General features: G+C 40.4%; 19 protein-coding genes. 7 read left to right on the top strand and 12 right to left on the bottom strand.

Annotated elements, in window-relative coordinates:
- Positions 1-72 precede the first annotated feature (72 nt).
- The 3 genes from coaE (at position 73) to ACZ41C_RS16715 (ending at position 3,040) form a co-directional block, all read left to right on the top strand.
- Positions 73-657: a dephospho-CoA kinase gene (coaE, locus tag ACZ41C_RS16705; RefSeq protein WP_138258158.1), complete on the top strand. Its 585-nt coding sequence runs from the start codon at positions 73-75 to the stop codon at positions 655-657.
- An 83-nt stretch (positions 658-740) separates the two neighbouring features.
- Complete coding sequence (locus ACZ41C_RS16710) at positions 741-2,321, top strand: sensor histidine kinase (protein WP_138258159.1); 1,581 nt, start codon at positions 741-743, stop codon at positions 2,319-2,321.
- Positions 2,322-2,326: 5 nt separating this feature from the next.
- Complete coding sequence (locus ACZ41C_RS16715) at positions 2,327-3,040, top strand: response regulator transcription factor (protein ID WP_138258160.1); 714 nt, start codon at positions 2,327-2,329, stop codon at positions 3,038-3,040.
- Positions 3,041-3,091: 51 nt separating this feature from the next.
- On the opposite strand, the gene ACZ41C_RS16720 is transcribed toward ACZ41C_RS16715, so the two are convergent.
- The 7 genes from ACZ41C_RS16720 to ACZ41C_RS16750 are packed head-to-tail and all read right to left on the bottom strand — an operon-like array spanning position 3,092 to position 9,333.
- Positions 3,092-3,586 (bottom strand): gluconokinase, encoded by a 495-nt coding sequence (locus ACZ41C_RS16720; RefSeq protein WP_464563068.1) that lies wholly within the window; start codon positions 3,584-3,586, stop codon positions 3,092-3,094.
- Complete coding sequence (gene miaA / locus ACZ41C_RS16725) at positions 3,579-4,499, bottom strand: tRNA (adenosine(37)-N6)-dimethylallyltransferase MiaA (protein ID WP_138258162.1); 921 nt, start codon at positions 4,497-4,499, stop codon at positions 3,579-3,581. Before miaA ends, ACZ41C_RS16720 begins: the two co-directional genes overlap by 8 nt.
- Entirely contained in the window at positions 4,492-5,352 is an 861-nt protein-coding gene (locus ACZ41C_RS16730; protein WP_240042712.1) for an ion transporter, read from the bottom strand. Before ACZ41C_RS16730 ends, miaA begins: the two co-directional genes overlap by 8 nt.
- Before the next feature lie 6 nt (positions 5,353-5,358).
- The gene (locus ACZ41C_RS16735; protein ID WP_138258163.1) at positions 5,359-6,720 is read right to left on the bottom strand and encodes an exonuclease domain-containing protein; all 1,362 of its coding nucleotides are present in this window, start codon (positions 6,718-6,720) and stop codon (positions 5,359-5,361) included.
- A gap of 41 nt (positions 6,721-6,761) precedes the next feature.
- Positions 6,762-7,421: a YggS family pyridoxal phosphate-dependent enzyme gene (locus ACZ41C_RS16740; protein WP_138258164.1), complete on the bottom strand. Its 660-nt coding sequence runs from the start codon at positions 7,419-7,421 to the stop codon at positions 6,762-6,764.
- Between the two features lie 5 nt (positions 7,422-7,426).
- On the bottom strand, positions 7,427-8,314 hold the full coding sequence (locus ACZ41C_RS16745) for a 3-hydroxyacyl-CoA dehydrogenase family protein (RefSeq protein ID WP_138258165.1): 888 nt from the start codon (positions 8,312-8,314) through the stop codon (positions 7,427-7,429).
- A gap of 38 nt (positions 8,315-8,352) precedes the next feature.
- Complete coding sequence (locus tag ACZ41C_RS16750) at positions 8,353-9,333, bottom strand: Gfo/Idh/MocA family protein (protein ID WP_464563072.1); 981 nt, start codon at positions 9,331-9,333, stop codon at positions 8,353-8,355.
- Between the two features lie 139 nt (positions 9,334-9,472).
- On the opposite strand from ACZ41C_RS16750, the gene ACZ41C_RS16755 reads away from it, so the two are divergent.
- Entirely contained in the window at positions 9,473-10,114 is a 642-nt protein-coding gene (locus ACZ41C_RS16755) for a protein-L-isoaspartate(D-aspartate) O-methyltransferase (protein ID WP_138258167.1), read from the top strand.
- A gap of 4 nt (positions 10,115-10,118) precedes the next feature.
- On the opposite strand, the gene smpB is transcribed toward ACZ41C_RS16755, so the two are convergent.
- The gene (smpB, locus tag ACZ41C_RS16760) at positions 10,119-10,580 is read right to left on the bottom strand and encodes an SsrA-binding protein SmpB (protein ID WP_138258168.1); all 462 of its coding nucleotides are present in this window, start codon (positions 10,578-10,580) and stop codon (positions 10,119-10,121) included.
- Positions 10,581-10,676: 96 nt separating this feature from the next.
- Between smpB and ACZ41C_RS16765 the strand changes: the two genes are divergently transcribed.
- Complete coding sequence (locus tag ACZ41C_RS16765) at positions 10,677-11,429, top strand: DUF6503 family protein (RefSeq protein ID WP_138258169.1); 753 nt, start codon at positions 10,677-10,679, stop codon at positions 11,427-11,429.
- Here the strand turns inward: ACZ41C_RS16765 and ACZ41C_RS16770 are convergent.
- Complete coding sequence (locus tag ACZ41C_RS16770) at positions 11,407-11,949, bottom strand: SixA phosphatase family protein (protein ID WP_464563075.1); 543 nt, start codon at positions 11,947-11,949, stop codon at positions 11,407-11,409. The genes ACZ41C_RS16765 and ACZ41C_RS16770 overlap by 23 nt on opposite strands.
- A gap of 85 nt (positions 11,950-12,034) precedes the next feature.
- Here ACZ41C_RS16770 and ACZ41C_RS16775 point away from each other — a divergent pair, with 85 nt between their 5' ends.
- Positions 12,035-13,636 carry a PorP/SprF family type IX secretion system membrane protein gene (locus ACZ41C_RS16775; RefSeq protein ID WP_464563077.1) on the top strand — a complete coding sequence of 534 codons (1,602 nt, stop codon included), beginning with the start codon at positions 12,035-12,037 and terminating at the stop codon, positions 13,634-13,636.
- Between the two features lie 39 nt (positions 13,637-13,675).
- Here the strand turns inward: ACZ41C_RS16775 and ACZ41C_RS16780 are convergent, their stop codons facing one another.
- On the bottom strand, positions 13,676-14,266 hold the full coding sequence (locus ACZ41C_RS16780) for a TetR/AcrR family transcriptional regulator (protein WP_138258172.1): 591 nt from the start codon (positions 14,264-14,266) through the stop codon (positions 13,676-13,678).
- A gap of 109 nt (positions 14,267-14,375) precedes the next feature.
- Positions 14,376-16,976, bottom strand: coding sequence for an ATP-dependent chaperone ClpB (gene clpB / locus ACZ41C_RS16785; protein ID WP_464563080.1), 2,601 nt, complete (start codon positions 16,974-16,976; stop codon positions 14,376-14,378).
- Between the two features lie 159 nt (positions 16,977-17,135).
- On the opposite strand from clpB, the gene ytxJ reads away from it, so the two are divergent.
- The gene (ytxJ, locus tag ACZ41C_RS16790) at positions 17,136-17,531 is read left to right on the top strand and encodes a bacillithiol system redox-active protein YtxJ (RefSeq protein WP_464563082.1); all 396 of its coding nucleotides are present in this window, start codon (positions 17,136-17,138) and stop codon (positions 17,529-17,531) included.
- A gap of 29 nt (positions 17,532-17,560) precedes the next feature.
- Here ytxJ and ACZ41C_RS16795 read toward each other — a convergent pair whose 3' ends face one another.
- The gene (locus tag ACZ41C_RS16795; protein ID WP_464563084.1) at positions 17,561-18,748 is read right to left on the bottom strand and encodes a hypothetical protein; all 1,188 of its coding nucleotides are present in this window, start codon (positions 18,746-18,748) and stop codon (positions 17,561-17,563) included.
- Between the last annotated feature and the right edge of the window lie 53 nt (positions 18,749-18,801).

Consider the following 18,801-nt stretch of genomic DNA (forward strand, 5'->3'; position numbering starts at 1 on the left):
TATAAAGAGGAAACTATTTTTAATTTATTACTTTCTGTGGCATCCAAAATTTTTTTAAACGCTTTCAAACAGATGAAAATAATTGGCCTTACCGGAGGCATTGGTAGTGGAAAGACTACCGTAGCAAAGATGTTTGAAGAATTGGGTGTGCCTATTTATAATTCTGATTTGGAGGCCAAAAAACTTATGCATACCTCCAAAACCATTAGAAAAAAGCTGGTAGACTTGTTTGGGGAAACGGCCTATCAAGATGGCAAATTGAACCGTTCATATATAGCAAAGTCGGTCTTTAACGACCCCAAATTATTGAAAAGGTTAAACAAAATTGTGCATCCTGTCGTTCGGAAACATTTTGTTAAATGGAGTGAAACTCAAAATGCCCCATACGTAATTCAAGAAACTGCATTGTTGTTTGAAAATGACGCCCAGGGTTTATATGATAAGGTTATTTTGGTCACTGCCCCTATGGAAGTACGCATAAAACGGCTTTTGGAACGGGACAACGCGACACGTGAGGAGATCTTGGCCCGAATGAACAATCAGTTGGAGGATTCAAAAAAGTTGCCCTTAGCGGATTATGTCATTGAAAATGTTAACCTAGAAAAAACTAGTGCAAAAGTGGATGAGATTCATTCTCGAATCCTTGATTTTTACTAAGGACTGCAAATTTTAACATTTGTGTTAAGGTTTGGTTAAACGTACTTAGGGCTTCCCTGTAAATAATTAATTTTAACATTATAATGAATAAGAGGTTATTTGTTCTCTTGGTAGTTCTAATGAGCCTTTCTCTCATTGGGTTGATTTTCATTCAAAGTATTTGGATAAAAAAATCCGTCGAGAACAAGGAAGAACAGTTTTCAAATGTTGTTTCCGAGGCTTTAAACAGTGTTACCAATCAAATAGAGGAGCGGGAGAAAAAAAATTATTACGATAGATATCTTTATGCTAAGGATAGTATCGGGGAATTGAAGGAAACCCATTTCAGAAATTTCTTTTTCATTGATAGGGATGTCAATTCCAATGAGATATTGTTGTATGAGCATGGTATCCTGGAGGAGGACTATGGAATTTCCTCAACGTTCTTTGATAATGGAGAAGTGGGCGATACCACTTTCATCAAAAACTATACAAGCAAGCGTACTACTTCTATCTTTAGGGAAGATTTAAATATAGATGGAAAAGGATATCGGCTTACACCTATCCAAAGATTGGAAAAAATAGGTGGTTTGAGGGATATAGACAAATATGCCGTTGAGGATCTTTTTACGAACTACGCCAAAAGGGTTCCCATTCACAAGCGCGTATCCAAACAGGAAATTGAGTTATTGGTACAGCGGGAATTAGCTGATAGGGGCGTAGATATAGCTTTTGAATATGGTGTATATAGCAATGGTCTGCCGACCAAGTTGAAATCCAGAAAATTCAAATATTCAGAAGTGAATATCTATAAGTCACCCCTATTTACGGATTTTGACGGTATTTCCAACTTTGACTTGTTGGTTTCATTTCCAAAAAAGAAGCGCTTTTTGGTCCAGTCCATTTTGGGATTGGCACTTTTGTCACTCCTTTTTACACTAATAATTGTCATTGCATATTCAGGGGCGATATACCAGTTGATCAGGCAAAAACAGATATCCGAGATAAAATCAGATTTCATCAACAACATGACGCATGAGTTCAAGACGCCCATTGCAACTATCAATCTTGCAGTTGAAGCGATTCGAAATCCAAAAATCATAGGTGACCAGGAAAAGGTTTCCCGCTATTTACAAATGATCAGGGACGAGAACAAACGTATGCACGCTCAAGTTGAAAATGTACTTCGTATCTCCAAATTGGAAAAAAATCAATTGGATATCAGTAAGGATAGAGTAGATGCGCATGATATAATTAACGATGCAATTACACATGTTGAACTTATCGTTCAGGATAGAGGGGGTTATATTGAAACCCATTTGGATGCACACCGTTCAGAAGTTTTGGCAAATGAGATGCATTTTACCAATGTTATTGTAAATATTTTGGATAATGCCATAAAATATTCAAATGATTCGCCAAAAATAGATGTATATACAGAAGTAGTCAAGAATAGTATTCTTATTAAAGTGCAGGATCAAGGAGCAGGGATGAGCAAGGCCGTATTAAAACGGGTATTTGAAAAATTTTATAGAGAACACACTGGGGATATTCACAATGTTAAGGGTCATGGATTAGGACTGGCCTATGTTAAAAAAATAGTAGATGATCATCAAGGGGAAGTATATGCGGAAAGTGAAAAAGACAAAGGAAGCACTTTCTACATTAAACTGCCTTTAATTTAAAAATTATGGAAACAGTAAATAAGAAAATACTTTTAGTAGAAGACGATCCAAACTTTGGTATTGTCCTTAAGGACTATTTGTCCATGAACGACTTTGATGTAACCTTGGCCAAAAATGGTATGGAGGGATTTGAAAAGTTTAAGAAGGACAACTATGACATCTGCATTTTGGATGTTATGATGCCCTATAAGGATGGGTTTACCTTGGCTAAAGAAATAAGGGAAAAGAACGAGAACGTTCCCATAGTTTTTTTAACGGCGAAAACCATGAAGGAGGATGTCCTAAAAGGTTATAAGGCGGGTGCCGATGATTATCTGAACAAACCTTTTGACTCTGAGGTGCTATTGATGAAAATAAAGGCCATACTTCAAAGAAAAGCATCCAGCAGCCTTGCCGATAGTAAAAAATTCGAATTTGAAATTGGAGGCTTCCATCTCAATTCAAAACTTCGTTTTTTAAAGTACAAGGAAGAGGAAGCTATAAAATTGTCCCCAAAGGAGAACGAGCTGTTACGGCTTTTGGCTCTCCATGAAAATGATCTGATGCCTAGGGAATTGGCACTGACCAAAATCTGGAGAGATGACAATTACTTTACTTCCAGAAGTATGGACGTGTATATCGCCAAACTTAGAAAATACCTAAAACGAGATGAAAATGTTGAAATTTTGAACATCCATGGCGAGGGCTTCCGGTTGGTCATAAAAAATGAGGACGAATAATCGTGTCCTAACAATTATAAGAACAAAAAAGCACCTCACTAGGGTGCTTTTTCAGTTCGAAAGGAGATGTATGGCCTGATTCACGATTTCTTCCGGTGAATTGTCTATTGCTACTACAAGTGCGTTTTCTGGCTCCTCCAAAGATTCAAATTGGGATTGCAACAATTCCTTGGGCATAAAATGTCCCTTTCTTAAACTAAGCCTATAATTAATTTGCTCCATAGTACCCTTTAGAAAAAGAAAAACTGCCCCTTCTTCCAATTCGTTCCTTAGCATTTCCCTATAGGTTTCTTTTAGTGCGGAACATACGATTACGGCCCCCTGCTCCCGGTGCTTTTTCCCTAATTCATTCAATGTTTCCAACCAACTTTTTCTATCATTATCATCTAAGGGAATCCCTTTGCTCATCTTATCTATGTTCGCTTGGGGATGGTAATTGTCACCATCAAAAAAGGCATAACCCAATTTCTTGGCCAAAAGGTTTCCAACGGTCGATTTTCCGCAACCGGAAACACCCATTACGAAAATAATTTTTGCTTCATTCATTTTGTAATTCTTTGACCTTCCTATCAACTTTGGTAATCATTTTATCTGCAGTATTATCAAAATCCAACCACAGGACATCCTCGGTTTTTTTGAACCAGGTAATCTGTCTCTTGGCAAATCTTCGCGTATTTTTCTTGATTTCTGAAACTGCAAAATCCAAGGTCCAATTTCCATTTAAATACTCAAAAAGTTCTTTGTAACCTACCGTTTGCAGTGCGTTCAATTCGCTATATGCAACGAGGGATTTCACTTCTGCCAACAGACCGTCCTGCATCATACCATCCACCCTTTCATTAATTCTATAATAGACCACTTTTCTGTCGGCCATTAAACCAACGGATACCACTTTGAAGTTTCTTTTGTCTTTGGGCCTATTCAAAAAACTGGAATAAGGTTTTCCCGTACCAATACAGATTTCCAAAGCCCTTATGATACGATGGGGGTTTTGAATATCCATTTTTTGATAGTGATCGGGGTCGAGTTCCTTGAGTCTGGATTGTAAACTTTCAATTCCTATTTCGGCTAGCTCCCTGTTCAGTTTTTCACGTATGGCACTATCCACTTGGGGAAAGGAATCCAGTCCCTTGGTGACGGCATCCACATAAAGACCGCTACCACCCACCATGATTGCCACATGATTTTTTTGAAATATTCCCTTCAACATGTTTAGGGCATCCCTCTCAAAATCACCCACGGAATAGGGTTCAAGTATACTTTTATGCTGTATGAAATGATGAACGGCACTAGAAAGCTCGGTAGGGTTTGGTACAGCGGTACCTATTGACATTTCCTTAAAAAACTGTCGGGAATCCGCGGAAATGATTTCCGTTTTGTAATGATTTGCCAATAAAATGGCCAATCGCGTTTTTCCGATCGCCGTGGGACCAATTACAGAAATGAGCACTTTATTCATTCAGCAAACTTCCGCAATTATAACAATGGCTGGCATCGTCCCTATGGCCTTCCTTGGAACATGATGGACACGCTTGGGTGTTTACATGGACGAATTTTTCCACTTTATCCTCGCCCGTTTTTAAAGCCCTGGACCGTTTCCCAAATTCAACGGTTACCATCCCCGTTGGCACGGCAATAACACCATAACCCAGCAGCATAATAACGGTTGCTATGAACTGACCCTGTGGGGTTATGGGAGCAATATCTCCGTAACCTACCGTGGTTAAAGTAACTATGGTCCAATAAATACTCATTGGGATGCTGGTAAATCCAGCTTCGTCGCCTTCTACCAAATACATCAAAGTACCCAACATTACGGAAAGTATCAAAACGGCAAACAAAAAGACCGTAATCTTGGCGCTACTTGCTCTCAAAGCACTTTTCAATTGTGAGGCTTCGCCAAGAAAACGGACCAATTTCAATATCCTAAATACGCGCAACAATCTAAATGCCCGCACCGCCAACAAAACCTGGGAGCCCGCGAGCACATAGGAAAGGTATAAGGGAATCGTGGATAAAAAATCGATGATGCCGTAGAAACTGAAAATATACTTAAAGGGCTTTTGTATGCAAATGATTCTTGCGATGTACTCTATGGTGAAAAGAATGGTGACGACCCATTCCAAGGTAAGAAGTGTTCTATGATATTCCTCATCGATTTGCTTCACACTTTCCAACATAATCAACAGCACACTGAAGAGTATGACAAAAATAAGGACAATATCAAACCATTTGCCCATAGGGGTATCTGCCTCATAAATGATTTCATGAAGTTTCTGTTTCCAATCGGTATTTTCGCCCTTCTTGTTCAATGGTATTTACAAGGAAATCGTTTTCAATATTTTCCGTTTTCTTAGATATGATTCAATAATGAAATTGGCGTTTTGAGTGCCGTTCATTGGAGTTATCAAATTTTCTAAGATATGAATATTATTTATTTGATGGTTAAGGTCGTAATAACCAACACCCACCAAAGAACCTTTCCGAACCATAATGGCCGAATATTCACCTACCTCACGACCTTTATCCACCAACACCACTTCCTTATTCCTTAGCGAATATTTTTGCAGAGCTTCCAAAATCCGTTCATTGTAGGTTTCAACATCTTCCCTTTGAATACAGGCACCTTTGCATTTGCCTTCCAAATAGTTGGCACAGTTACCTCTGGCCTCACTTATGCCATTGATTTTGTCACATAGGTTGAATTCCCTAGTAATCTTAAACAAATGATTTTTGGCACTGAATTCCCCGTTGAAAAATCCCCAAGCGTCCGTACACTGATTTACCTTGACAGTTTTTAATCCCAAATACCCATATTCATTTTTTGAAAGACAGAGCGTATGGGAGAACATTCTTTTTCTTGGCATGGAATTGTATTTAGGCCTATTTTTTAATAGTTCTTGATGTTCTTTGAGCAGTGCCACCAATTCGCTGCCCGTTTTTTCATAGGTAACCTTTCTGGTATCCTTGGTCAGTTTTCTGGCCCGTTCCCCAGCCTTGGTAAATAGTTGGTTCACCTTTTTTTTGATATCGGTGCTTTTGCTCAAGTAAATGATATCCCCATCCTTGTTATGCATGTAAAAAACGCCGGTCTTATTGGGCATGCTTTGGACAATATCCAATTGTTTTTCAGAGAGTTCCCCATGCGCCTCTTTTCTAATGACATCCTGGATTATGGTCTTTCCCGTATCCTTTGCCAGCAGTAGCTTGAATAATTTTACGGTAGCCAGGGCATCTCCATTTGCCCGGTGACGGTCACTTACCGGAATACCCAGGGATCTAACCAATTTACCCAAACTATAGGATTCGGCATCGGGTAAAAGCACTTTGGACAAGTCGACCGTGCAGAGGCTTTTTCGCTCGTAGTTATAACCCAATCTACGAAATTCCGTTCTCAGTATACGATAGTCGAACTGAGCATTATGTGCTACTAGTACGGCATCCTCGGTAATTTCGATGATTCTTTTGGCAACCTCATGAAACCTGGGTGCGGTGCGGAGCATTTTGTTGTTTATGCCCGTTAAATTGACCACATACGGCTGGATTTCCTTTTCGGGATTGATCAAGCTGATAAAAGAATCGGTTACTTTATGCCCATCGAATTTATGAATCGCGATTTCCGTAATGCCCTCTTCATTGAATTTCCCTCCCGTCGTTTCTATATCCAGTATGGCGTACATAAAATAATTTCAATCCTATTTTGAACGTTGCACTAACACGTTTACTTGTAATTCCGTTTTCCAAAGATACTACTTCCAATGCGTACCATCGTGCTTCCTTCTTCAATGGCAACGGTATAATCGCCGCTCATTCCCATGGAAAGAATGGCTATTTGGGGAAGTGTATTTTTCAATTCGCGAAAAAGCCTGTTCAAGGTCCTGAATTCCCTTCTAACCTGTTCCATGTCATCCGTAAATGTGGCCATACCCATCAATCCTTGAACGGATATGTTCTGTAGTTTTTTGTATTCCGGATGGTGAATCAAATCGGTTATTTCATCGGCATCGAAACCAAATTTGGTATCTTCTTCGGCAATGTGTACCTGTAAAAGACAGGGGATTACCCGATTGTGCTTTTTCGCCTGTTTATCGATTTCGGATAATAATTTTATACTGTCAACCCCATGTATCAAGGAAACGAACTCCGCCATATATTTGACCTTATTGCGTTGTACGTGTCCGATCATATGCCATTGGATATCCTTGGGCATTTCCTCCCATTTTTGGACCATTTCCTGCACCTTGTTTTCCCCGAAGATTTTATGTCCGCTATGGTAGGCCTCCAGAATATCCGACACCGGTTTGGTTTTGGAAACCGCTACCAAGGTTACGCTTTCAGGAATCTCTTTTTTGATGGACCTAAGGTTTTCGGCTATGGACATGGATATTATTTAAACTGATTTGAAACGGTTTCGGCTTTTGTGTTTTCTGAATAATCATAAAAACCCTCCTTGGACTTAACACCCAATTTTCCTGCGGTAACCATGTTGACCAAAAGGGGGGAAGGTGCATATTTTGGATTTTTAAATCCGTCGTACATCACCTGTAAAATGGATAAACAAACATCCAACCCAATGAAATCTGCCAATTGCAACGGACCCATGGGGTGGGCCATACCCAATTTCATGACCGTATCTATTTCCACCACTCCGGCAACCCCATGATGTAGGGATTCTATGGCCTCGTTTATCATAGGCATAAGAATCCTATTGGCCACAAATCCGGGATAGTCGTTGACTTCGGTGGGTGTCTTTCCCAATTTCTTGGAAAGCTCCATAATCTGTTTTGTGGTTTCGTCCGAAGTAGAATATCCACGGATGATTTCCACCAATTGCATAATGGGCACTGGATTCATAAAATGCATCCCAATTACCTGGGATGGCCTAGAGGTCACCGAAGCAATCTGGGTAATGGAAATGGAGGATGTATTGGTTGCCAAGATAGCATCAGGTTTGCAGAAGGCATCCAATTTTTTAAAAATATCCAGCTTGATTTCCAATTTCTCTGAGGCGGCCTCTACGACCAGATCCACCTGTTTTACCTCGCTTTCCAAATCGGTATATGTAGCAATATTATCTAAAGTATTTTGTTTATCTACTTCGGATATTTTTTCCTTGGCCAGCATTCGGTCTAAATTCTTGGAAATGGTGGCAATACCCCTTTCAAGAGCATTTTCATTCAGGTCGATTAACTGTACCTTATAACCATTTTGGGCAAAAACATGGGCAATTCCGTTACCCATCGTTCCAGCACCTATCACCGCAATTTTTTCCATTCTTTCTTTTATTTAAAGCATTTAGGAGATTACAATAATCATCCCAGCACTGATTTATTCTCAAATGCATCTATAATCTGTAGGGCCACTTTTAAGGCCTCCGTACCCTGTTGCAATGTTACTGTGGGCCTAGTATTGTTGTTAATTGCATCGGCAAAGGATTCAAGTTCATCCAAAATAGCGTTGTTGCCCAAAATGGAAGGATTTTCAAAATAAATCTGCTTTTTAACGCCTTCCGCATTTTGCAAGATCATATCAAAATCCCCGGGAACCTCCGGTGCGTCCTTCATTTTCACTACTTCCACCTTTTTCTCCAGAAAATCCACGGATATATAAGCGTCCTTTTGGAAAAATCTAGATTTACGCATGTTCTTAAGACTAATACGGCTTGCGGTTAGGTTGGCGACGCAGCCATTCTCAAATTCCAATCGGGCATTCGCAATGTCCGGGGACTGACTCAACACCGATACCCCACTTGCCTTTATCCCTATTACCTTCGAATTCACCACGCTCAAAATGGCATCGATATCATGAATCATCAAATCCAATACAACCGGAACATCCGTACCCCTGGGATTGAACTCCGCCAAACGATGCGTTTCAATGAACATGGGTTGGTTTATGGATTCCCTAACTGCAGTAAAAGCAGGGTTGAAGCGTTCCACGTGGCCCACTTGTCCCTTGACCCCAAATTTTTGCTCAAGAACCAAAAGCGTTTCAGCTTCTTCCAAGGTATTGGTAATGGGTTTTTCAATAAAAACATGCTTGCCTTTTTCCATGGCCTTCTTGGCGCATTCGTAATGGGAAAGGGTAGGAGTGACAATATCGACCACATCAACGGCATTTATCAGCGTGTTGATGTTGTCAAAATAAGTATAACCAAACTCGGTCTCCACTTTAGTACCATTCATGATATCGGCATCATAAAACCCTTTCAATTCATATTTTTCGGATTGGTTTAGCAAACGTAAATGAATCTTGCCTAAATGACCGGCCCCTAGAACCCCAACTTTGAGCATGTTGTAACTTTTTCATCAAAAATACACATAGTTTATAAGTTACGACAGCATTGTAAAATCCATTTTTGATAATTACCATTGGGGCCACTTCATTTCTAATGCTATCTTTTATAACTTTGGTAACCAAACCAAGCTAACATTGAAAGACACCTATAAACACAGGGGCATGCGAAATCAATTGGCAGAATTGCTGATTGAAAAGGGCATAACCGACAATAAGGTCTTGGATGCCATCAGGGCAGTGCCGAGGCATCTTTTTATGGACAGTAGTTTTGAAGGGCATGCATATCAAGACAAAGCATTTCCTATTGCTGCAGACCAAACAATTTCCCAACCCTATACCGTTGCCTTTCAAACGGAATTATTGCAACTGGAACCCAATTTGAGTGTTTTGGAAATAGGCACCGGAAGTGGTTACCAAACTGCCGTGCTGTTAAAATGCAAGGCAAAAGTCTTCACCATTGAAAGACAGTTGGAACTTTTTAAAAAAACGAACCTCTTCTTTAAAAAAATGGGCTATCGCCCCAAGAAGTTTGTTTTTGGGGATGGTTATAAAGGCCTTCCCGAAGAAGCACCCTTTGACCGCATTATCGTTACCGCTGGTGCGCCAGAAGTACCAAAGGCATTGATGTCCCAACTAAAAGTAGGGGGTAGGCTTGTGATTCCTGTTGGATACGAAGAGCAGATTATGACGCTTTTTGAGAGAACTTCTGAAAAGGAATTCAAAAAGACGGAATACGGTTCTTTCCGGTTTGTGCCCTTGTTGGAGGACAAAAACTAGGCAGTTAGGCATTAAAGCTCTTTTTTATACGATCCAGGTTACGCTTATTGTCCCTGTCCTTAATGGTTTCCCTTTTATCGTAAAGCTTTTTACCTTTTGCCAAAGCAATCTGTATTTTGGCAAGACCACGGTCATTGATAAATAGGGTCAACGGAACTATGGTAAGTCCGGTCGTTTTGACCTCTTTATGCAATTTTTTCAACTCCCGTTTGTTCAAAAGGAGCTTACGCTCCGCTTTGGGTTTGTGGTTAAAGTGCGATGCATGGGAATACTCGTCGATCTGCATATTGATAACAAAAAGTTCTCCACGGTCATTGAACTCGCAAAAACTTTCAGTTATGGAAGCCTTTCCATACCGGATGGATTTTATCTCGGTTCCCGCTAGTACGATACCTGCCGTAAAGGTTTCCAACAGCTCATATTCAAAGCGTGCCCTTTTATTTTTTATGTTGATGTTCTTTTGCATTTCCCACAAAAATAAGCACATTTAAGCGATATAAGGTTTTATTGCATTTATTTTGTAATGAATCCGATAGGTATACGATTAAGCATGAAAACATCAATGACCAGAATTATTTCATTTTTCGTTTTACTTGGCCTTATTATGAGCTGTGAGGTAAAGGAAAAGATTCCCACAGCCCAAGAAATAATAGACCAAAGTATTCAAGTAAGCGGTGGGAGTAACTATACGAAGTCCAATATCGACTTTGACTTTAGGGACATTCATTACAGTTCAAAATTGGAGAATGGAAATAAAGTCTTGGAGCGGATTATAGAAAGTGACACGGCCCTTATTTTGGATAGAAAGGAACCCTCTGGATTTAAGCGATTTGTAAATGACAGTCTTATTGTATTGACCGATTCTCTAGCAAACAACTATGCCAATTCCGTGAACTCCGTGCATTATTTTGCCAATCTGCCCTACGGTTTGAACGACAGGGCCGTACAGAAGAAGCTTTTGGGTAAAGTCGACATTAAGGGCAAATCGTATTACAAAATCGAGGTTACCTTTAAAGAAGAAGGCGGCGGAGATGATTTTGACGATGTTTACATCTATTGGTTCCATACGGAAACCTTTAAACCCGATTATTTGGCCTATGAATTTCATGTTAATGGAGGTGGCCAGCGTTTTCGTGAAGCGTATAACGAACGTTATGTGGGCGATATCAGGTTTGTGGACTATAAAAATTATAAACCCAAATTAAAGAATACGTCCATCTACAACATTGACAGTCTATTTGTAAACAACCAATTGGAATTACTTTCAAATATTACCTTGGAAAACGTGAAAGTTAATCGGGGCAATTACAATTAAAAACCAATCGGGTACTTGAGGGGACACCGTTTACAATGGTCACTATGAACAAGGTTCCATTTTCAGCGTCGTCAATGGGAGCATATCGGTCCTCACCTAAAAGTAAGTTTACAAATTCTGGTGTGGTATTGCTATGGCCTACGACAAGAACATTTTTATTTAGATTGTCCTTTTTAAACTGGTCTATATCCAAAATTCTTGGATCGTAGTATTGCACGTCAATGTTCTTTTTCACCGATGTTGGTGCCGCTGTCATGGATGTCCTGTTGAAATTTGTGGAATAAATGGCATCCAAGTCCACTTCATTTAAAATTTCGGCCCAATGCATGGCCCTTCCCAGACCACTTTGGTTGAGTTCTGGGTCTGCATCCTCTGGATCGGTTCTATCCTTTTCTGCATGTCTTATAAAATAAAAGGTGGAAATACCCGAACTCGCATCCTGTTTTTCAACAGGCGTATCCTCTTTGCAGGAAAAAATAGTCAACAAAAGACAAATTGATAGAATCTTTAGTACATTCATAGTTCAGCGTTAACAATTGCGTTTATACAGAACTAAATTTACTTTAAAATAGTACGTTACACCGCTATTTTTTGTTTTTTTGCATATGAATAAATTTTGTGGGGCACTTCTTATTGTTTTTGTAGTTGTTGGTTTAAATGCTCAGGATGTTGCACTTCCTAGTGATTATCGACAGCACAATTTAACGGAATACAATTCCAGTCTACTGAACCCGGCCTTTGCATTGGATAGGAACGATCCATCCTCTTTTGCATTCTGGTCAAGGTGGCAATGGCAGACCGTTGATGGTGACCCAACGAGCTTATTTTTTAATTACTCCCATAGTCTGAACGAGCTTTCCACGGCAGGTTTGGGATTCTTTCAGCAGAATACGGAAATCTTTATTAATACAGGTATCGTTGCCAATTACGCCTATAATATTCCATTGAGCGAAACGGCAAGTTTGGGAGTTGGAATCAATATTTTGGGGTTTCAGCAAAAATTGGCGGACCAACGGTTTTTCATACCAAATCCGATACAGACCGAAATCACCAATGATTTCATTGTGCAAATGGCACCGGGCATCAATGTACGGATCGATAAGTTTAGTTTGGGACTGTCCTCGGAAAATTTAATGGATTACAATATCAGTACGAACGAAAGGAATACCAGTACCGACGGACGGATATTCCTGGCCCTCGCCAGTTACGATTTTCCGGTAGGTATACTTTCGTCGGATGAAAACTCGGTTTTAAGACCAACCATCTATTACAAATCCATACCCGGTTTTGATTCCCAGTTGGGAATTAATGCCCTATTAAGTACAAACAAGTTTTGGACGCAACTGGGTTACAATAGTTTTTATGGAATTTCAGGAGGTGCTGGAGGCCGATTTTTTAAACGCTTTTCACTGGGTGCTTTGGTGGAATTTGGTGTTTCCAATGACCTAAAAGGAACCGACCCTACCTTTGAATTGGTCACATCCTATAAATTGGGACCATTATCCTCAGAAGAACGATATCCACAGGAAGAGCTTATTGTTGACGAACCCGTTGAACCAGAGTTGACCAGATCCGAAAAACTGGCACAGCGTGAAGCACAAAAAGAGGAGGAGCGAATGGCCAAATTGGAACGCCAGCGGCAAAAAGATTCCATAAGGGAAGCAACTAGATTGGAGCAATTGGCCATGGAAGCATCAAAACTAGAAGTCCAAAGAAAACGGGATTCATTAAATTTTGCCAAGGAAAATGCGGCCTTGGCGGAAGCCCAAGCAATAGCTCAACAAAGAAAAATCGATTCTACCCATGCAGCCAAAAAGGCCATGGAAGAAGCCTTGGCATTGGAACAACAGCGCAAACAAGATTCTATAGCACAAGTAAAATTGGCGGAGGCCGAAGCTGCAAGGAAAGAGGTCGTAACCCCCGAGAAAGGCGAGCGTTATGAGGAAGTGACCAAACAGGGAACCTTGGAACCTGGCTATTATCTAATTGCCAATGTTTTTGGTACCAAACGTTATTTCGACGCCTTTATGGCTGATTTGCAGAAAAAGGGCCTGACCCCGGGATCATTTTATAGAGAGACGAACAAATACAACTACGTATTCTTGGCCCGGTACGATTCCATATCCGAAGCAAGGTCCGCACGGGATTCCAATTTTGGAGGAAAGTATACGGATAAGACCTGGATATTCCGGGTGGTTGGTGAATAATTCCTTATTAAAGGAGTTTATAGAAGAATGTGGTACGTGCTATAATTCCCGCTTTACCAGCACTTCCAAATAGGTCATGGTGTTCAGGAGATACTTTCGGTCCATTGTTATGGTAGACATGGCAACGGCACCTTGAACCATGGTAAATAATTGCTTGGCAAACTGTAGCGGGGATACCGGTATTTTGATTTCCCCTTTATTGACACCATTTTCCAATACCAAAGCGATTTTCCCCTCTATTTCCTTAATAGTTTCCTTAGCTGCCGAAGCCAATAGTTTATTGTTATGCTGGGCATCGACCCCAACATTCAAAACAGGACATCCACCCAAGGGAAGTGTAAAAGTGTCGTATTTCTTATAGAAATCCATGAGACTCTTTAATTTGTCCATGGTAGAACCGGAAACCCCAATGGCCTTGTCCAAAGCATCCAAGAGTATCTTGCTATTGTGTTCAAACGCCGAAAGCGCCAAGGCTTCCTTATTCTCAAAATTACCGTAAAGTGCTCCCTTTGTAAGACCCGTTGCATCCGTAAGGTCGCTCATGCTAGTACCTATGTAACCGTGTTTGTTGAAAATTGGGGCAACTGTTTCAATGATGTAGGCAGTGGTTTTTTCAGCTTTGGTGGACATGTTCCAATGTTTTATACGAAGATAAAAAAACAATACTGCATGGTATATAATACGAATAAAAAAACACCCTGAAAATATATTCAGGGTGTCTTTAGATTTAAAAATCCATTTACATGACCAAATCGTTCTGGTTTCTAAAGACCAGTTCGTCGTCAAATGCATCCAATAGAATCACACTATCGGATTTGATTTTACCGCTTAGGAGTTCCTTGGACATAGTGTTCAAAACCTCTTTTTGAATGGTCCTTTTTACGGGTCTTGCGCCAAATTGTGGTTCGTATCCACGTTCCGCCAGGTAATCAATGGCCTCATCGGTAGCATCCAAGGTAATATTCTGTTTGTCCAACATTTTTTTCAAGCCTTCCAACTGAAGCTTGACAATCTGCCTGATATCCTCTTTGGTCAGCGGAGTGAACATGATGATGTCGTCGATTCTGTTTAAAAATTCTGGCCGAATCATTTTGTGCAACAGCCCAAGAACTTCCACTCGTGCCGCTTCCGATGCACTATGGATATCCGTGGAGTTTTCAAATTTCTCCTGAATAATCTGGCTACCCATATTGCTGGTCATTATGATGATCGTATTCTTAAAATCGGCAACACGGCCCTTGTTATCCGTCAATCTTCCTTCATCCAAAACCTGTAGCAAAATGTTAAAGGTATCCGGATGTGCCTTTTCAATTTCATCCAGCAACACAACGGAGTAGGGGCGTCTCCTTACGGCTTCGGTGAGCTGACCTCCCTCGTCATAGCCCACGTATCCCGGAGGAGCACCCACCAATCTACTAACGGAATGTCTTTCCTGATACTCGCTCATGTCGATTCTGGTCATGGCATTTTCATCGTCGAACAAATAGGACGCCAAGGTTTTGGCCAGCTCCGTTTTACCAACACCCGTGGTACCCAGGAAAAGAAAGGAACCAATCGGTTTTTTCATATCCTGTAAACCGGCCCTGCTTCTTCGAATCGCATCGGAGACTGCCTGAATGGCCTCGTCTTGCCCCACAACCCTTTTATGTAAGACATTTTCAAGGTTCAAAAGTTTTTCCCGTTCGCTTTGCAACATTTTTGTCACAGGAATACCGGTCCATTTGGCTACCACTTCGGCGATATCCTCGCTGGTCACTTCTTCTTTAATAAGTGTGCCAGCATTTTGCTGTTGGTCCAGTTCTTCTTGCAGTTTTGCAAGGTTTTCCTGGGCCTCCTTGATTTTACCGTATCGTATTTCAGCTACTTTTCCGTAATCTCCATTACGCTCCGCACGTTCCGCTTCGGCCTTAAAGTTTTCAATGTCCATTTTGGTTTTTTGGATGTTATCCACAACCGATTTTTCAGTCTCCCACTTGGCAAAAATCTCGTTTCGTTCTTCCTTTACATTGGCGAGTTCCAAATTGAGCGATTTTAATTTTGATTGATCGTTTTCTCGCTTTATGGCCTCAATTTCGATTTCAAGCTGCATGATCCTTCTGTCCAGCACATCCAATTCCTCTGGTTTGGAATTGATTTCCATACGCAATTTTGATGCCGCCTCGTCCATGAGGTCAATTGCCTTGTCCGGTAAAAATCTATTGGTAATGTAGCGTTGGGATAATTCTACCGCAGCGATTACCGCTTCATCCTTTATACGCACCTTGTGATGGGTTTCATAGCGTTCCTTGATACCTCTGAGGATGGAAATGGCACTTTCCGTATCGGGCTGGTCCACGGTCACTTTTTGGAATCGACGTTCCAGTGCCTTGTCCTTTTCAAAATACTTTTGATACTCGTCCAAAGTTGTGGCGCCAATAGCCCTAAGCTCGCCCCTTGCCAAGGCAGGTTTTAAAATGTTTGCAGCATCCATAGCACCTTGTCCTCCGCCTGCACCTACCAAGGTATGGATTTCATCGATAAATAAGATTATGGCACCATCTGCACTCGTGACCTCTTTAATTACCGCCTTTAGACGCTCCTCAAATTCTCCTTTGTACTTGGCTCCCGCAATAAGGGCACCCATGTCCAGGGAGTAAATGACTTTGTCCTTCAAATTTTCGGGGATGTCGCCTTGCACGATTCTATGCGCCAATCCCTCCGCAATGGCCGTTTTACCAACTCCGGGTTCCCCAACCAGCATGGGATTGTTTTTGGTCCTTCTTGATAGGATTTGCAATACCCTTCTTATCTCTTCATCTCTTCCAATAACCGGGTCTAATTTTCCACTGTCCGCCAATTCATTGAGGTTTTTGGCATATTTGTTCAATGAATTATAAGTTTCCTCCGCACTTTGAGAAGTCACCTTGGTACCCTTCCGTAATTCATTGATGGCAGCTAGCAGATTTTTCTCCGTAACCCCTTGGTCCTTTAAAATCTGGGCTATTTTACTCTTAGATTTAAAGATTGCCAAAAGCAGGTGCTCTATGGAGACATATTCATCGCCCATATTTTTGGCAATGATGGAAGCTTCATTTACGGTCTTACCTGCTTCACGAGAAAGCATAATGTCGCCGCCCTGCACTTTGGGAAAGGAATTTAACTCCTTCTCCAAAATCTGTTTTATCAGGTTGGCGTTAAGTCCCAACTTTTTGAAAATGAAGGGAACCACATTTTCCTCTACTTCTGTTATGGCCTTGAAAAGATGTTCGTTCTCAATTTGTTGATGTCCCAATGACTGGGCAATAACCTGGGCCTGCTGTACGGCCTCCTGGGATTTTATGGTGAAATTATTAAAGTTCATATATGTAAATTTTGTGTTGAATGTTACTTTTGTAAGGAAGTACTCAACAATCCTACCAATTGAAATAATAGGACAAAATGTCCTGCGAAGTCAATTTTTTAAAGACATAAAGTCAGTTTTGACTAAAAGTTAAAAGCAATCATTTAAAGTTAGTTTAAGATGGCATTATTCGGGAATTTTTTTAATAAAAATAGTAACATTGAAAAGGATGGAAATAATGACATCCCGTGGATTACCCTTAACAATCCAGATCAATTGGAGGAAATCGTAGCAAAATCAAAAAATAAATCTCAGGCTATTTTTAAGCACTCAACAACCTGCGGGGTGAGCAGAATGGTGCTGAACATGTTCAATGCGTCTTTTTCTTTAGAACCCTCCCAAATGGACCTCTACTTTTTGGATTTACATGCGTTTAGGGCTATTTCCAACGAAATTGCGGAGAGGTTTGAAGTTTTGCATCAGTCTCCCCAATTATTGATAATTAAAAACGGGGTGGTAGTGGCGCATAGTTCGCATGGAGGAATCTCCGATATCAGCTTGGAAAAATATGTATAAAAAAACTCCGCAAAAGCGGAGTTCCTTTTTTAATTAAACCGTTGTCTTGTGAGTATGGATTTTAGATTGTTCTTTAAATCCTCACCGGCATCGTAGACCATTTGTTCGTTCGTTGGAAATGGTACCCGTGCCGCTTGTAAAAACGGTAAAAGATCATTGTCCAAGGCCCTTTTATCCCCATTGTAATTGGCATAAACATGTTCGAACACAAATTCACTTGCCAAAGGATACTGGTTTATTTGCTGTTGTTTTCGTAAATCCGTAAAATTGACTACTCCAACTACTTGGGCACTTTTGAACTGGGTGAACTGGTAGAAATCACAACGCACGGTTTTAAATTTGTCCACCTTGATCTTGTTTCCAAGACTGTCCTTGACAATGTTGCCATTTTGGTCCTCCACATACTGAAATCCGTCCTTGATCTGCTTTTCCTTTATGATCTGTTTTTCGTTTACCTGCTCAGGTGAAATGTTAATGTCCTGAAAGGAAACCTCCATCAAATAGTCGTAATCTATATTGGAAAGCCTATTGGTATGATATTCGGTCCAGAGGTTGTTCAACCCATAGGTATTCAGGTTCAATAATTCATCCTCCAAACGTTGGGGGATGACCTTATCCGTATTGTTTACCATTTCCACCAGGACAAAATCCAAACCTTTCTGATAGGCTTCGTCCATTTTATCTTTGGTATCCCGATAATTTGGATTGATTTCCTCTAAATACTTCAAATCGTCATAAGCTTCCCTATATTCATTTTTATATCTTGCATTTCCTAAAAGACCAACAGCATTGTTGTATAGATAATCCGACAAATAATCCTTGGAGGCAATAATATCGGAATCATAGTTATTGAAATTGAATCGGGCGTCCCTTCCCTCGTCCATGATGTATAAAGGAAGTAAGGGTCGGATCCCTTCCTGTATTTCCTTTAATCGAACATAGGACTCGTAAATGTTTTCATAATTTGCCGGGTTGCCATCCTTTTTTAGAAACTTGATGTTTTGAAGTTCCCTTTCCGTATTCTTTTGATAGGCCTCCTCCAAAAGGACAATGAATGCCTGATTACTTTTCTTTGTCTTGTTTTCAGCAATATTTACGATCGCTTTGTTAATGGCAGCATTGTAATTTCCTGTATTCAATGCCTCCTGAGTCCTTTTTACTCCATTACATGAAAGTAAAAAAGCACTTATTCCAAATAATAGTAGAAATCTTTTCATAACTAAAACTTTATGGGTTTCAATGTCATATTTCAAGACCTATGCCAGAAATA

It is taken from the genome of Maribacter sp. C-4077, assembly GCF_055378385.1.

Excerpts from the sequence above, each read along its gene's own strand:
- coaE (WP_138258158.1), top strand. The coding sequence starts at position 73 with ATGAAAATAATTGGCCTTACCGGAGGCATTGGTAGTGGAAAGACTACC.
- ACZ41C_RS16710 (WP_138258159.1), top strand. The coding sequence starts at position 741 with ATGAATAAGAGGTTATTTGTTCTCTTGGTAGTTCTAATGAGCCTTTCT.
- ACZ41C_RS16715 (WP_138258160.1), top strand. The coding sequence starts at position 2,327 with ATGGAAACAGTAAATAAGAAAATACTTTTAGTAGAAGACGATCCAAAC.
- ACZ41C_RS16720 (WP_464563068.1), bottom strand. The coding sequence starts at position 3,586 with ATGAATGAAGCAAAAATTATTTTCGTAATGGGTGTTTCCGGTTGCGGA.
- miaA (WP_138258162.1), bottom strand. The coding sequence starts at position 4,499 with ATGAATAAAGTGCTCATTTCTGTAATTGGTCCCACGGCGATCGGAAAA.
- ACZ41C_RS16735 (WP_138258163.1), bottom strand. The coding sequence starts at position 6,720 with ATGTACGCCATACTGGATATAGAAACGACGGGAGGGAAATTCAATGAA.
- ACZ41C_RS16740 (WP_138258164.1), bottom strand. The coding sequence starts at position 7,421 with ATGTCCATAGCCGAAAACCTTAGGTCCATCAAAAAAGAGATTCCTGAA.
- ACZ41C_RS16745 (WP_138258165.1), bottom strand. The coding sequence starts at position 8,314 with ATGGAAAAAATTGCGGTGATAGGTGCTGGAACGATGGGTAACGGAATT.
- ACZ41C_RS16750 (WP_464563072.1), bottom strand. The coding sequence starts at position 9,333 with ATGCTCAAAGTTGGGGTTCTAGGGGCCGGTCATTTAGGCAAGATTCAT.
- smpB (WP_138258168.1), bottom strand. The coding sequence starts at position 10,580 with ATGCAAAAGAACATCAACATAAAAAATAAAAGGGCACGCTTTGAATAT.
- ACZ41C_RS16765 (WP_138258169.1), top strand. The coding sequence starts at position 10,677 with ATGACCAGAATTATTTCATTTTTCGTTTTACTTGGCCTTATTATGAGC.
- ACZ41C_RS16770 (WP_464563075.1), bottom strand. The coding sequence starts at position 11,949 with ATGAATGTACTAAAGATTCTATCAATTTGTCTTTTGTTGACTATTTTT.
- ACZ41C_RS16775 (WP_464563077.1), top strand. The coding sequence starts at position 12,035 with ATGAATAAATTTTGTGGGGCACTTCTTATTGTTTTTGTAGTTGTTGGT.
- ACZ41C_RS16780 (WP_138258172.1), bottom strand. The coding sequence starts at position 14,266 with ATGTCCACCAAAGCTGAAAAAACCACTGCCTACATCATTGAAACAGTT.
- clpB (WP_464563080.1), bottom strand. The coding sequence starts at position 16,976 with ATGAACTTTAATAATTTCACCATAAAATCCCAGGAGGCCGTACAGCAG.
- ytxJ (WP_464563082.1), top strand. The coding sequence starts at position 17,136 with ATGGCATTATTCGGGAATTTTTTTAATAAAAATAGTAACATTGAAAAG.
- ACZ41C_RS16795 (WP_464563084.1), bottom strand. The coding sequence starts at position 18,748 with ATGAAAAGATTTCTACTATTATTTGGAATAAGTGCTTTTTTACTTTCA.